Origin of the sequence: Pseudogulbenkiania sp. MAI-1 (assembly GCF_000527175.1) — a bacterium.
GTDB lineage: Bacteria > Pseudomonadota > Gammaproteobacteria > Burkholderiales > Chromobacteriaceae > Pseudogulbenkiania.
The window spans coordinates 3724746-3737154 of the sequence record NZ_AZUR01000001.1; the positions used below are offsets into that span (position 1 = coordinate 3724746).

A 12409-nucleotide genomic window follows, 5' to 3' on the forward strand; every position below is an offset into this window, starting at 1 on the left:
TCGCCGGGCCGCTTCGACACTCCGGACAACGGCCGCTCCAGCCCGCACGGCGCCAAGAGCGCGGCGGCGGGAAAAACAGCGGCTGTTTCTAGGGTTATAGTGCATACATGTCCCGTCCCCCGAAGACCCTCAAGCACTGCGAGTTCCGCTTCTACGAGGAGCTGAACGATTTCCTGCCGCCTGCCCGGCGCAAGGTCAGCTTCCGGCACGCCTTCAGCGGCACCCCGACCGTGAAGGACCGCATTCAGGCGCTGGGCGTGCCGCACACCGAAGTCGATCTGATCCTGGTGGACGGGGTGTCGGTGGATTTCCAGCACCATCTGCATGGTGGCGAACGCGTGGCGGTCTACCCTACCTTCGAGCGCTTCGATCTCGCCGAGCTGAACCTGCTGCGCCCGACCCCGCTGCGCCAGCCCGCCTTCGTCCTCGACGTCCACTTGGGCCGGCTGGCACGCTATCTGCGCCTGCTCGGGCTCGACACGCTGTACCGCAACGACTGGCCGGACGAGGAATTGGCCAGCGTCGCCCTGGCCGAGCACCGCACCCTGCTCACCCGCGACGTCGGCCTGCTCAAGCGCAACGCGGTCACCCACGGCGCCTTCCTGCGCGCCACCGCGCCGCGCCAGCAGCTGATCGAGGTGCTGGAACGCTTTGACCTGTGGCGGCAGTTGCGCTTGTTCAGTCGTTGCGCGCAGTGCAACGGGGCCATCGCCCCGGTCACGCGCGCCAGCGTCGCCGGCGAGACGCCACCGCGTGTCTACGCCTATCAGCGCCACTTCTACCGTTGCCAGGGCTGCAACAAGCTGTACTGGGAGGGCAAGCACTGCGACCGGCTGCGTCACTGGCTGGAGCCCTTGCTGCGGGAGCGCGGGCTGACGTGGCCGGAGGCGGAGGACGCGCCACGCCAGTGAGGCGGCTCGGCCATCGCCGGTAGCACTACCGGCAGGACACGGACAGAGGTCGAGCAGGATGCCCCGGTCAGGCAAGCCTCGTCGGGCAGGCTTGCAATCGACATGACTCGCTGAAAGCCGGGAAAGCCCTCACAATATTGCGATTGTGTTTAATTCATACCAATAACATGTCCATTGCATCCACATTCGTCGAAGAGACCCGCTTCGGCAACTGGTTCCTGAAAAGTGATACCTGGAAAGTCCACGTCCTGCGCCGTGCCCTCAACGACCTCGAGCGCATCATTCCGCCAGGGCAACGGTTTGCCCGGATACTGGACGTCGGCTGCGGCTTCGGCCACTCGTTCGACGAACTGGCGCGGCGTTTCCAGCCGGACGAGATCGTCGGGCTGGATGCCGATCCGGCGTTACAGCGGCGCGCCGGGGCAACGGCCGAACGCTGCGCCAGCAAGGTCACGCTGCAGTTTGCCGACGCCGCGGCCATGCCGTTTGCCGATGACTCGTTCGACCTGGTGTACTGTCACCAGAGCTTTCATCACATCGTCGAACAGAATGCCGCGATGCGCGAGTTCTTCCGCGTGCTGAAGCCGGGTGGCATGCTGCTGTTTGCCGAATCGACCCGGAAATACATCCACTCCTGGATAATCCGCTTGCTGTTCCGTCATCCGATGGAGGTGCAGAAGACGGCGGAGGGGTACATCGCACTGATACGGGACAGCGGTTTCGAGCTGCCGGACAGCCGCATCTCGCTGCCCTACCTGTGGTGGAGCCGCAGCGACATCGGTTTCGGGGAATGGATAGGGCTGCCGGTGCCGGCCCAGGGCAAGCGCGAGGAGACGCTGGTCAACGCCGTGGCCATCAAGCCTTGATCGGTGCTCGAAGAGGGATGGGGGGGGCGGGAGGCGGCCCCTTCCACCACACAAAAAAACGCGCCGGGGGGGCGCGTTTTTCGTTGCAGCGGGAAAAGGCTTACTTGGAGTTGTTCACCATGTATTCCACGGCGGCCTTGAATTCCTCGTCGCTGCCGGTGAAGCCCCCCTTCGGGGGCATGGCGTTCAGGCCCTTGGTCGCGGAAGCGATCAGGCCGTCCAGCCCTTTGGCCACGCGCGGGCCCCAGGCGGCCTTGTCGCCGAGCTTCGGCGCACCGGCGGCGCCGGTGGAATGGCAGGCGGTACACACGCTGTCGAAGACCTTCTTGCCTGCCACGTTCGGGTCCAGCGCCGCACCACCAGCCTCGCCACCGACCTTCGGCTCGGCGAACTTGGCGCCACCGGCGTTGGCCATGTAGGCCACGGCGCGTTTCACTTCATCGTCGGTCAGGTCGGCGGCGCCGCCCTTGGCAGGCATGGCGTTGAAGCCGCTCAGAGCGTGCTGCACCAGGGTGTCGAAGCCCTGGGCGATACGCGGAGCCCAGGCGCCGGCGTCGCCGAACTTGGGCGAACCGGCCAGACCGGTGCCGTGACAGGACATGCAGATACCCTTGTAGACCTGCTCGCCGTTACGCATGCCCGGAGGCGCGTCGCTGGCGACGGATTCACCGACCGGCTTCAGGCGAGCGGCCACGGCTTCCTTGGTCATGACCTCGGCATCCACGTTGAAACCACTGGTGGCCAGCTTGGCCAAGAGCCAGATCGCCACGACAAGAAAGACAACGACACCGATCAGGACTTTGACAATCTGTCCCGGGGCCATCCCGTTACCATTACTCATTCCCAGCCTCGCCTGAAATATTAATGACAATGAAGAAATCAGGGGCATTATACGAGAAGCCTAACGGCAAGGCAAAAACCCCTCACTGGACGGGCACGGACAGTTAGGCTATCATCCGCCTGCTCTGCAAAGCACCCGTAGCTCAGTTGGATAGAGTGTCAGCCTCCGAAGCTGAAGGTCGTTGGTTCGATTCCAATCGGGTGCGCCAAGATAATCAAGGACTTGCGATCATTGGTCGCGGGTCCTTTTTCATTTCCGGCTTTTCTTGGTGATTTCGTGCCAAGTTCGTGCCAAGTTCGCGCTTTGATACCCGCCCGCCGCCTCGCGTGCGCGCGCGCGATGCGTGCCGATAATCTGCCAAGCCCAAGCTGTTTTGATTCCCATTGATATTTTTCAAATGCGCGCGCGCGTACTGCTCCGAAAACTCGCCAAGGCTGATTGCATTGGGGCGTTTTCACTCGCCTGGTTCCCATCCACTCCGCGTCCTCTGGCGGGCATGGCAGGCCGGCTGAGCTAATACAAGCAAAACGAGGAGAACCCCCGCTAAGGCGGGTGGGGTCACCAAGGGGCAGTCAGTTACAGCCAAACTGATTGCAGGTGGCAGAGAACGGACGGCCGCGGCTATCCGTGCCATTGATGATTCGCGTGTTCCCGATCTGGGTTTCAGTCGATGACCAGTTGCCACCATGAGCGGAAGTGCCGTTGGTGATCGTTGTATTACCCATGGTATGGCTATCCTGGCTCCAGGAAGATCCCGTGTTGGCGTTATACCCATTCATATAGGTGCTGCCGCCAAAACGATTGATGGTGTAGGAATTGCCATTGTTATCCGTACATGTGGAAAAGCCACCAGTGCCAATACATTGGGCAAACGCTGGTGATGCGGCAAGAAGCAGGGTGACAATTAGGGGGCGAAACATGCAAAGGCTCCTTGGTCTGGGTTTGATTCTTTTATCTTATTAGCATAACCAAAGCTATATCAATGAGCATGGTGATCAACAAAAAAAGTGCCATGGTGTGTATCGGGGCTAGTCGGTCACATTCGGCGCATCCTATTCAGCCGTGAAGATACCCGGCCAAGGCGCTGATCAATGTCAGCCTCGACTGATTCGACAAGACGATCATGCTCGGCGTGCAGGCGGTAGAACGTTCGCCAGTGCATCCCCTTCGGCTTGCCGCCATTGCCATTCAGAAATCCGGCTTCCCAGCCCAGTCGCGCGCGAATGGCGTTCAGTCGTCTAGCTTCCCGGTCGTGTCGGCTCTCGCGCTGCACCGGGTAGGCCATGCCGTAGCAACGGCGGCAGGCCACTTGCCGGCCCATGTAGAGCAGTGCCACCCGCTTGCCGCAGTATGGACAGCCGAACCAGTGCCGCGTGCCGCCGTAGGTGCAGGGCGTGGTCAGTAACCGTACCCGCTGATTCACCTTCTGCCGGTCATTGCCGGTGCCGATGCTATAGTCGAACGTCACCGCGTCCTCATGCACCCGCAGGCCAATCGTGGACACCACTGCGCCGTCACGCCACCATTCCCAGTTGAACGAGTGTCCCGGCACCAGAAGGCCATCACGCGCCAGCCGCCGCACATCCACATGTCGCAGATTGTTGGTCAGTGTTTTTGTCATACGAAATCATCAGGGAAATTAGGTGCTACTTTCGCCGTCCACCAATGGTGTCTGGCGAGTATGGAGCCGTAACGTTGGTGATTACGGCGGCGAACGAGAGTAAGCAAGGTGCTGGTGTCCAGTGCTACCCGGTAAAGCGTCATGGCAGTGCCTCCAGGTGGTCGGGATGCACGCCGCGCACGTCGCCCTCGACCCACACCAGCCGATAGCCCTTCTCGACGTTCTTCTGTGCCGCCCATTCACCCAGCCCCTGCCACACCTCGGCAGGGAGGCCGGCCGCCTTGGCGGCGAACAGCGATGGGAACACGTGCACCAGCTCGCCGGCGCCGATCAGGAATGGCCCCTTGCCAGGCTGGTGGAACAGCAGCGGCGCGGTGGTGCGATGGGTGGGGGCCAGGCTCCGGTCGAGCAGCGGGTGCTTGAATGCGGCGGCAGTGGCGATAGCGGGGGTCAGGTCGGCCACCGGGCGCGGCCCGTCCTGGCGCTGCTGCTGGCGCAGGTAGTCGAGGAGGGCTGGCTTGTGGGCCTTGATTTGCTCACGGTTCTGGGCGATGCCGTCCGGGTTGCCGCTGGCCTTGAGGATGTCGCCATCCATCAGGGACAGCCGCACACCAGCGGCGGCCAGGTTGTGCAGTAGTGTGGCGATGGTTAGGGTGGTGTTCATCAAAACAGTTCCTCCCTTGCTTCGGCACCGGCGTAGTCGGCCAGCCAGTCATCGTTGGATTGTGTCGATACGGGGTTTTCTCCCGTCACAACGTCACAAGCCTTATTCGGCGTGGGTTTGCGCGTGACGGCAGTGTGACGTGTGGCACTTGCGGCGTTCTCTCCCGTCACACCGAAAGCCCCGTGGTTATTGGGTTGTGACGGTGTGACGGATAGAGCGGCGGGTGTGGCCAAGTAACGGGCAAAGGCGTCCTCGAAATCCTCCAGCTTGTAGCCCTTGCGCGTCTCGTGGTGGGTGCGGACGGTGCCGCCTTTGATGCCGTAGCCCTTCAGGCGGTTGGCCAGTTGCTTGGCGCTCATCGGGCGGCCCCGGTTGTAGGTGGCCCACGATTTTTCTTCATCCTCCAGCAGCGCGGCCAGCAGATCGGCGGTGAACAGCCGCGCCACGCCCCTGACCTCGAACACTTCCCGGATGTCGGCCAGTAGCTCCTGATCCACGCTCGGCGCATCCTCCACGCCCGACAGCGTCAGCGCGGCATGGCGAGCGGTAGCAGGCCAGTGCCCGCCGGCCAGATCGGCAATGGACAGTAGTGGCTCCCAGTTGTCGGCATTGCGGTTCTGCAAGGCGTCGGGCATCGCGGGGACGTGCTCGGCCAGCCTGGCGGCGTGGTCGTCGGCCCAGCGGGCAATCTGGCGGCGCAGCAGGGCGAACAGCGCGTCAGCGTCGGCAGAGCGCAAGCGCCCGGTGTTTTCGTGCGGCAGCTTGCGGCGTAGCTGTAGCGGAATGGCGCGGCTCTCGATGGTGCCGGCCCGCTTGCCGATGCCGGCCATCGCCTTGGCGCTCCAGGTGGTGAACGTGCGCGGCTCGTGGTCGTCGCCCACCACGCGTACTACAAAGGCCGTTTCGCGGGTGTGGCCGGAATTGATCAGCCCGCGCAGTTCCTCGTTGTCGTCGGCGAAGGCGTCGGCCTCGTCGATGAACAACGTCGGTTGCCATTGCTCCACGGCGCGGAACAGCGCAGCGGGGGTTATGTTGGACGCCATCAGCGGGCGCTTGGCGAGCTTGGCCAGCGTGGACAGCATCACCGACTTGCCGCAGTTGCGTTCCGGCGCGGTGATGTTGGCAATCGGAGCCACGTTCACCACGTCGATAAGCCAGGTCATGGACGCCCACAGCGCGGCAGCCTGGGCGGTTTCCGGTTGGCAGATCACGTAGCAGCGCACGGCGGCGGTGATGTCGTCCAGCAGCGTGGCACCGGCCAGCGGTTCGGGCCACGGTTCCACGTCGTCGAACAGCATGCCGCGCCCGGCGGCGCTCTCATCGTTGGTCGCCTTGCGCTGCTTGCGGTGCTCCGTCACCACGCTCTTGAGGCCGGGAAGGTCCAGCCCCAGCCGTTCGGCGGCGGCCTTCTTGGCGCGTTCGTAGCCTAAGGCGGACAGCCCGGCCAGGCGCTCGATAAGCTGTTCCTCGGTTTCCAGCTCCAGCGGGGCAACTGGCGCCACGGCGCCGGCCTGTTGCAGTCGTTCCAGATCGTCACGGGCACTCATGCGGCGGCCTCCAGTTCTCGGGATTGGTACACGTCGAGCCAGTCATTCCCGGTGGTGTCGGGAATCAGCACCCGGGGGCGGCGGGCTTCTGCTGCCAACCTCTTGGCCAGGACGTGGGCGGCGCGCTGGCCGGTGCCGCTGGTGTCGTGGTCGGCCATGATGAACACGTCGTTGACCGACTTGGGCAGTCGTACCCGTTCCAGCCCGCCTGCCGACACGCACGGCCAGCACGGCAACCCAGAACCCAGCCAGACGGCCAAGCCGGTTTCGATGCCTTCGCACACGGCCAGCTCGCCATTGCGTGGCGGGTACAGCCGGATGGCCGCGCCCTTGGTGGCGCCGTCGTAGGCGGTGAGCAGCTTCTTGCAATCCAGGATTTCGCCGGTCGTTGGGTGGATCGGTCGGGCCTTGCTGCCGTCGGGGGTCAGGTAGGTGCGATGCAGGCCCACCAGCTTGTCAGCAGGCGAGATGACGGCGGCGAGCATAGCCGGGAAGGTGCCGAGATGGTGCGGCTGCCCGTCCACTTCGGCCCAGTACGGCAAGGTCGGGTGATGGCGCAGCTCCTCGGGGAAGGTGCCCAGTACCAGCCCACGGCGGCGCAGATATAGCCCCACCGGATCGTCATGACTGATCGGCCGTCCCTCGTTCCACAGCCGGGCCAGCTTGGCGCTGTCGTCGCGTGGGGGCGTGCTCTTGGCCGGTGCCGGTGGTGCTGGTGTCGGTAACGGCCGGCCGATGCCTTCGGCCAGCCCCAGCACACCAGCGACAGCTTGCAGCGCGGTCTTGAAGTCGCCGTTCATCCAGTGCATCACTAGGGTGAAACCGTCGCCGCCTTGGCCATCCAGGGCACGACAGACGAAACGGCCCTGGCCCTTGTCGATGAACTGGAAGCGGTCTACTCCCCCGCAGGCCGGGCACGGTTGGTTGCGTTTCTTGGCCAGCGCCTCGGCGGGAATGCCCAGCGCGGCGAGAATGTCCGGCCAGCGCCCGAAGGCGGCACGGCGGACTTGTTGCAGGTCGATTTTCTGAGACATTTGAATACCTCCGGGCAAGGGGATGCCTATGCCGATGCTCTCGGTCATGGTCACGCCCTCGCGTCTTGCTCAGGTTGTCGGTGGTGTTAGCGGTCGAGGCGCGGGATCAGGTGCGGGCTGGCCTCCGTGGTCAGCACGTATTTGGCAACGCGATGCGGGCGGCCCTCGCTGGTGTTGTCAGTGACCCAGCAGGTAATGATGCGATTGCCACGCTCCCGCAACTCCTGCACTCGAGCGGCAGGGTGCAGCACATCGTGTAGCCGGCGAGCCTGAAGCGTCGTTACCGGCCCTTGGCGCAGGGCGACCAGTAGCCGTTGCCGCTGTGCCTCGGCACTGGGGTCGGGAAGCTGGCCGTCATGTTCGGCCAAGTGCTGGGCGGTAGGGGTGGCGTCGCTCATGCGATCCCCTCCGATACTTGCAGCGTAACCAGCAGCAACACGGCGGCGATGACTTCGGGGGCCATCAGCAGCAGGGTAGGTATCAAGCGGCGCATTGGGCTACCTCCCCGGCACGTTGCGACTGTTCCCACGCTTCCAGCTGGGCGAGGTCGAACAGCGTAGCCTTGCCGAATTTAATCGGCGGGGGAAAGCCGGTCACACCATCGCCCCCCATCCAGCGGTAGATGGTGGAGCGGCTGACGCGGTAGCGGTCGGCGGTTTCGGTGACGCGAAGGTATTTCTGAATCATTAATACGGTTCTCCAAATAAATTGAAAAACCGCAAGGGAATACCAGCTAGAGCCAGTAAATGGGGCAAAGTCGCAACAGAATGCGACGCAATGACACGTGCCCGATTTACAGTTAGCCATAGCTAAAGGTATAAAGGCGGGGTTCAGCTCCCAGCTAAACACTGCCCATCCCCTTGCGGGTTGGATGCGGTGCCGGCGTCAGATTGGCGTCTGACCTTCCGGCGCAGTCCTTGGCGGGACTGGCAAAACGGGATTCCTTGGCGGGAGTCCCGTTTTGTTTTTCTGCATCGCACTTCGCATTTTACCGTACCGTTCAGTCCGGCACACCCACCGAAAACAACCAATTCGCTCTCGTAGACGCGAACTTGATTCTCTCGGGAATCACTGATCACTAACGGGCATTAAGCGCAGCTTTCGTCCAGACAAGTAACCGCATCAGCATAGAAGCCGGCCAAGTCCTTGCTGCACTTGAGTAATCGCAGGGGAAACGCAATAGCAACAGAATAACCGCAGTTATAATTGGCGTTTACACCTGTCAACTACAGCAAAGCCAATGGGAACGCGCGTTTAGCATGTGTCTTTCCTACAACACATGCTCATTGCTTTTACTCGGCAAGCGTCATGCCGTCCTAAACATCGGCACCACGTTGCTATCCACGACGGCAGGCAGTTGCCCGGCCTCACAATCCGCCAGCGCACTGCCAAGTAAATCCAGCGCCTTGCAGCGCGCTTCCCAGTTGGCGTAGCGGGCATAGCGGCCCGTCGTCTTGGCATCAGGACGGGCATGATTCAGCACGCGGGCAACGATGTCCCGGCTGATACCCAGTTCCTCCAGCCGCGTGGCCGCCGTGCGACGCAGGTCGTAGAACGTCCATTTGCCGCCGGGCAGGTTGTACCGCGTCATGTCTTTGGTGGCTCGCTTGTACTTCAGGCGCTTGGCCAGCCGGGCGGCTCGCGCCTCGGGGCTTTCATCGGGCAGGTCGTAGAACTGGCGAGCGGCCACGTCATTGCCGACGTTGTCGCGCCGGATGGACTTGCCGACCGCCTCCGGGGCCGGGAATACATGGTCGTTACCGGCAATGCGGAAGTCCGCCATGAAGCGCAGCTGCTCCAGGGCGTAATCGGACAGGTGGATATGCAACTGCCGGCGCTTCTTGGCGGCACCGGCTGGAACGATCATCAGGCGGCGCTCCAGGGAAATCCAGTTCCAACGCAAGCGCGTACCCTCCACGCCGCGCAACCCCGTAGCCAGCAGCAGCTTAATCAACCGCTTGCCCGATTCCGCTTGGGTAGACGCCGGCAGCCGTTCGGATAGCAGCATGACCAGCTCGCCAAACTGCAACGCCCTCCCCGCCAGATCGTCCTCGCCATCGTCACCAATGACGCTTTCGCCATGCTTGGCCAGGTGCGCCTCGATGTCGAAGTTCTCCGGCAACTGATCGTCAGTCACGCGGCGCTTGGGCTTGGGCGGGCTGGCATGAAGCAATTCATGGTTTGGCGCGGCATGGTCGCGCTCCACCGCCCAGTGCATGACCTGTTTCAGCAGCGCCAGCACCTTGCGCGCCGTGGCCTCTTTGCCCTCCTTCACCATGCGGTCGTACAGCTTCATCGCCTGCTGGCGGGTGGCGCTGGCCACCTTGTGGCTGCCAAACAGCGGCTCCAGGTGCACACGCCAATGGGATTGGCGGACAGCGCGCCAGTGCGGGTCGAGCGTGGCGCCGTGATGGGTGTCCCACTCGTCGAACAGCTGGTTCATGGTCAGCTTGGCGGCTTCCAGACGTTCGGCCGCCTCCCGCTCTCGCCGTTCCGTTTCGGCCTTGGCAAGACGCTCGGCTTCTTCCTGGCGCTGCCGCTCGTCCTGCTCGCGCTTGGCGTCAATCGGGTTGCCGCCCCCTCGAACCGATGGGCGCAGCGCATCCGCCTTGGCTCGCGCTTCGGCCAACGTCAAAGCCCCCTTGCCACCCAGCGTCTTTTTATCGGCCTCGCCAAGCGTCAGCGTTTTGCCGTTGTAACGGAATACGAATGTCTTGGAGTTGCGCCGAACGGCGACGCGCAAACCGCCTCCATCGTTGAGGTAGTCAACGCCTTTGCCTTCCGGGCAGACAGCGTTTTTGATTGTCGCCACATCCAAAAGAGATTTCTTCGCCATGATTCCGTGCCAAGTTTGTGCCAAGTTCGTGCCAAGTCACAACGGGATAGCATGACACGTAGAAATACAACTATATGGCTCAAATCATTGCATATCAATGGTTTTACGGAACACAACGGGATTTGGCGAAATCTGACAAAACAGAAATACTCTAGACTCCGAAGCTGAATGTCGTTGGTTCGATTCCAATCGGGTGCGCCACCAAATTCAAAGGGTTAGCGAAACATATTCGCTGGCCCTTTTTGCTTTCCCCTCCTTGCCCCAGCCCCATCACAATCCACGGCCATGACAGCCGCTATAGCCCGGCTTACAATCGCACGATGACGACGGAGTTTTATAACTCAAAGAGGTAATGAATCGTGATGAAAAAACCGTTCGCCGGCGCCCTGATGTTGGCTCTCGGCCTCGCTCAGGCCGCCCACGCCACCGACGACCGCAAGATGTTCCCGATCGAGGAGGCATTGAACAGCGCCGAGGCCCAGCAGAAGCTCGACCCGGAGATCAAGCTCTACTTCGGCGACCAGAAACACCCCAAGGGCAAGGTGCTGGGCGAGTGGGTCGCCAACAAGAAGACCAACGCCTTCAACAAGGATGCCAAGACCGCGTGCGAGTGGGCCTTCCTGTCCGCCGCGCTGGAGTTCCAGGAGCGCGCGCGCAAGGAGGGGGGCAACGCCGTGATCAACATCCGCAGCTTCTACAAGCAGGAGGAGATCAGCAGCGACAAGGAGTACATGTGCGGCAGCGGTTTCCTGATGGCCGGGGTGGCGTTCAAGGCGCAGGTGATCAAGACGCGTTGATGCCGCGTCCCCTGCGACAACAGGGCTCGCTTCGGCGGGCCTTTTGCTTTGATTGACGGCGAGGACCCGGTTACAGGTGCCGCGTGGAGAACAGCAGCGAGGCGTTGGTGCCGCCGAAGCCGAAGCTGTTGCACAGCACGCTGGACAGAGGCCGTTCGCACAGGGCGGTGACCAGCGGCAGGCCGGCAAGCGCCGGGTCGGGGGTGGCGATGTTGGCCGACGGCGCGATGAAGCCGTGGCGCAGCATCAGCAGCGAGAACGCCGCCTCCAGCGCACCGGCAGCGCCGATGGCGTGGCCGGTGAGCGCCTTGGTCGAGGAGAACGCCGGCGGCGTGCCGTCGAACAGCCGGCACAGCGCCTCGACCTCGACCAGGTCGCCGCGTTCGGTGCCGGTGGCGTGGGTGTTGACGTAATCCACCTCGTGCCGGGGCCTCTCGCCCAGGGCCAGGCGCATCGCGCGCAGGGCGCCGTCGCCGCTGGGGTTGACCATGCTGTCGCCGTCACAGGTGGCGCCATAGCCGGCCAGTTCGGCGTAGATCGGCGCGCCGCGGGCCAGCGCATGTTCGAGCTCCTCCAATACCAGCACGCCCGCCCCGCCGGCGATGACGAAGCCGTTACGGGAACGATCGTAGGGACGCGAGGCATGCGCGGGGTGATCGTTGCCACCGGGAGCGAGCACCCCCATGGCGTCGAACAGCATGGCGGAGTGCCAGCCGACCTCCTCGGCACCGCCGGCGATCATCACGTCCTGCTTGCCAAACTGGATCAGCTCGCAGGCGTGGCCGAGACAGTGCGCCGAGGTGGCGCAGGCCGAGGTCAGGCCGTAGCTCACCCCCTGGATGGCGAACGCCGCCGCCAGGTTGGCCGACACGGTGCTGCCCATCACCTGAGGCACGGTATAAGGCGGCACCTTGGCCATGCCCTTGTCGGCGTGCAGCGCGTGGGCCTCCACCACCAGCGCCGTCGAGCCGACGCCCGAGCCCACGATCAGCCCGGTGCGCGGGTGGCTCAGCCGGTGCGCCGGCAGGGCCGCATCGTCCAGCGCCTGACGCGCGGCCTGCCAGCCGTACAGCGCGGCGTCGGACATGAAGCGGCGCAGCTTGCGCGGCGGCAGCGGCAGCCGGGCGATGTCGGGCACGCCCGCCACCTGGCTCGCCATGCCGGCCTGGGCGAACTCGGGCCGATGGCTCACGCCGCTGCGGCCGGTGCGCAAGGCATGCGTCACCGTGGCCGCCTCGTGCCCGATGCAGCTGACCATGCCGATGCCGGTGACGACGACCCTGCGCACGCGC

At 63.5% G+C, this 12409-nt stretch carries 13 protein-coding genes and 1 tRNA gene; 4 read left to right on the forward strand and 10 right to left on the reverse strand.

Annotated elements, in window-relative coordinates:
* The first annotated feature begins 107 nt into the window (after positions 1–107).
* Together PSEMAI1_RS0117465 and PSEMAI1_RS0117470 are read left to right on the forward strand one after the other, a co-directional pair.
* Positions 108–911, forward strand: a complete 804-nt coding sequence (locus PSEMAI1_RS0117465; protein WP_024304108.1) for a Mut7-C RNAse domain-containing protein — start codon at positions 108–110, stop codon at positions 909–911.
* A gap of 167 nt (positions 912–1078) precedes the next feature.
* Positions 1079–1777 carry a class I SAM-dependent methyltransferase gene (locus PSEMAI1_RS0117470; RefSeq protein WP_024304109.1) on the forward strand — a complete coding sequence of 233 codons (699 nt, stop codon included), beginning with the start codon at positions 1079–1081 and terminating at the stop codon, positions 1775–1777.
* Between the two features lie 100 nt (positions 1778–1877).
* Here PSEMAI1_RS0117470 and PSEMAI1_RS0117475 read toward each other — a convergent pair whose 3' ends face one another.
* Positions 1878–2618 (reverse strand): cytochrome c5 family protein, encoded by a 741-nt coding sequence (locus PSEMAI1_RS0117475; protein ID WP_024304110.1) that lies wholly within the window; start codon positions 2616–2618, stop codon positions 1878–1880.
* Between the two features lie 131 nt (positions 2619–2749).
* On the opposite strand from PSEMAI1_RS0117475, the gene PSEMAI1_RS0117480 reads away from it, so the two are divergent.
* Positions 2750–2826: transfer RNA gene (locus PSEMAI1_RS0117480), tRNA-Arg, on the forward strand.
* Positions 2827–3190: 364 nt separating this feature from the next.
* Here PSEMAI1_RS0117480 and PSEMAI1_RS21545 read toward each other — a convergent pair.
* From PSEMAI1_RS21545 to PSEMAI1_RS20715, 8 genes are all read right to left on the reverse strand, one after another.
* Positions 3191–3538: a hypothetical protein gene (locus PSEMAI1_RS21545; RefSeq protein ID WP_084612722.1), complete on the reverse strand. Its 348-nt coding sequence runs from the start codon at positions 3536–3538 to the stop codon at positions 3191–3193.
* Between the two features lie 116 nt (positions 3539–3654).
* Positions 3655–4239 carry a hypothetical protein gene (locus PSEMAI1_RS0117485; protein WP_024304111.1) on the reverse strand — a complete coding sequence of 195 codons (585 nt, stop codon included), beginning with the start codon at positions 4237–4239 and terminating at the stop codon, positions 3655–3657.
* Between the two features lie 139 nt (positions 4240–4378).
* A complete protein-coding gene (locus tag PSEMAI1_RS0117490) occupies positions 4379–4903 on the reverse strand; it encodes a hypothetical protein (RefSeq protein WP_024304112.1) in 525 nt (174 codons plus the stop codon).
* The gene (locus PSEMAI1_RS0117495) at positions 4903–6450 is read right to left on the reverse strand and encodes a DUF3631 domain-containing protein (RefSeq protein ID WP_024304113.1); all 1548 of its coding nucleotides are present in this window, start codon (positions 6448–6450) and stop codon (positions 4903–4905) included. The genes PSEMAI1_RS0117490 and PSEMAI1_RS0117495 overlap by 1 nt, the downstream gene beginning before the upstream one ends.
* Positions 6447–7484, reverse strand: a complete 1038-nt coding sequence (locus tag PSEMAI1_RS0117500) for a toprim domain-containing protein (protein WP_024304114.1) — start codon at positions 7482–7484, stop codon at positions 6447–6449. The genes PSEMAI1_RS0117495 and PSEMAI1_RS0117500 overlap by 4 nt, the downstream gene beginning before the upstream one ends.
* Positions 7485–7570: 86 nt before the next feature.
* Positions 7571–7882 (reverse strand): helix-turn-helix domain-containing protein, encoded by a 312-nt coding sequence (locus PSEMAI1_RS0117505; RefSeq protein ID WP_024304115.1) that lies wholly within the window; start codon positions 7880–7882, stop codon positions 7571–7573.
* A gap of 82 nt (positions 7883–7964) precedes the next feature.
* A complete protein-coding gene (locus PSEMAI1_RS22060; protein WP_024304116.1) occupies positions 7965–8171 on the reverse strand; it encodes an AlpA family transcriptional regulator in 207 nt (68 codons plus the stop codon).
* Between the two features lie 619 nt (positions 8172–8790).
* Positions 8791–10320 (reverse strand): integrase family protein, encoded by a 1530-nt coding sequence (locus PSEMAI1_RS20715; RefSeq protein WP_084612723.1) that lies wholly within the window; start codon positions 10318–10320, stop codon positions 8791–8793.
* A gap of 362 nt (positions 10321–10682) precedes the next feature.
* Between PSEMAI1_RS20715 and PSEMAI1_RS0117525 the strand changes: the two genes are divergently transcribed.
* Positions 10683–11117 (forward strand): hypothetical protein, encoded by a 435-nt coding sequence (locus PSEMAI1_RS0117525; protein WP_024304118.1) that lies wholly within the window; start codon positions 10683–10685, stop codon positions 11115–11117.
* Between the two features lie 70 nt (positions 11118–11187).
* Here the strand turns inward: PSEMAI1_RS0117525 and PSEMAI1_RS0117530 are convergent, their stop codons facing one another.
* Positions 11188–12405 carry a beta-ketoacyl synthase N-terminal-like domain-containing protein gene (locus PSEMAI1_RS0117530; RefSeq protein WP_024304119.1) on the reverse strand — a complete coding sequence of 406 codons (1218 nt, stop codon included), beginning with the start codon at positions 12403–12405 and terminating at the stop codon, positions 11188–11190.
* Positions 12406–12409 lie beyond the last annotated feature (4 nt).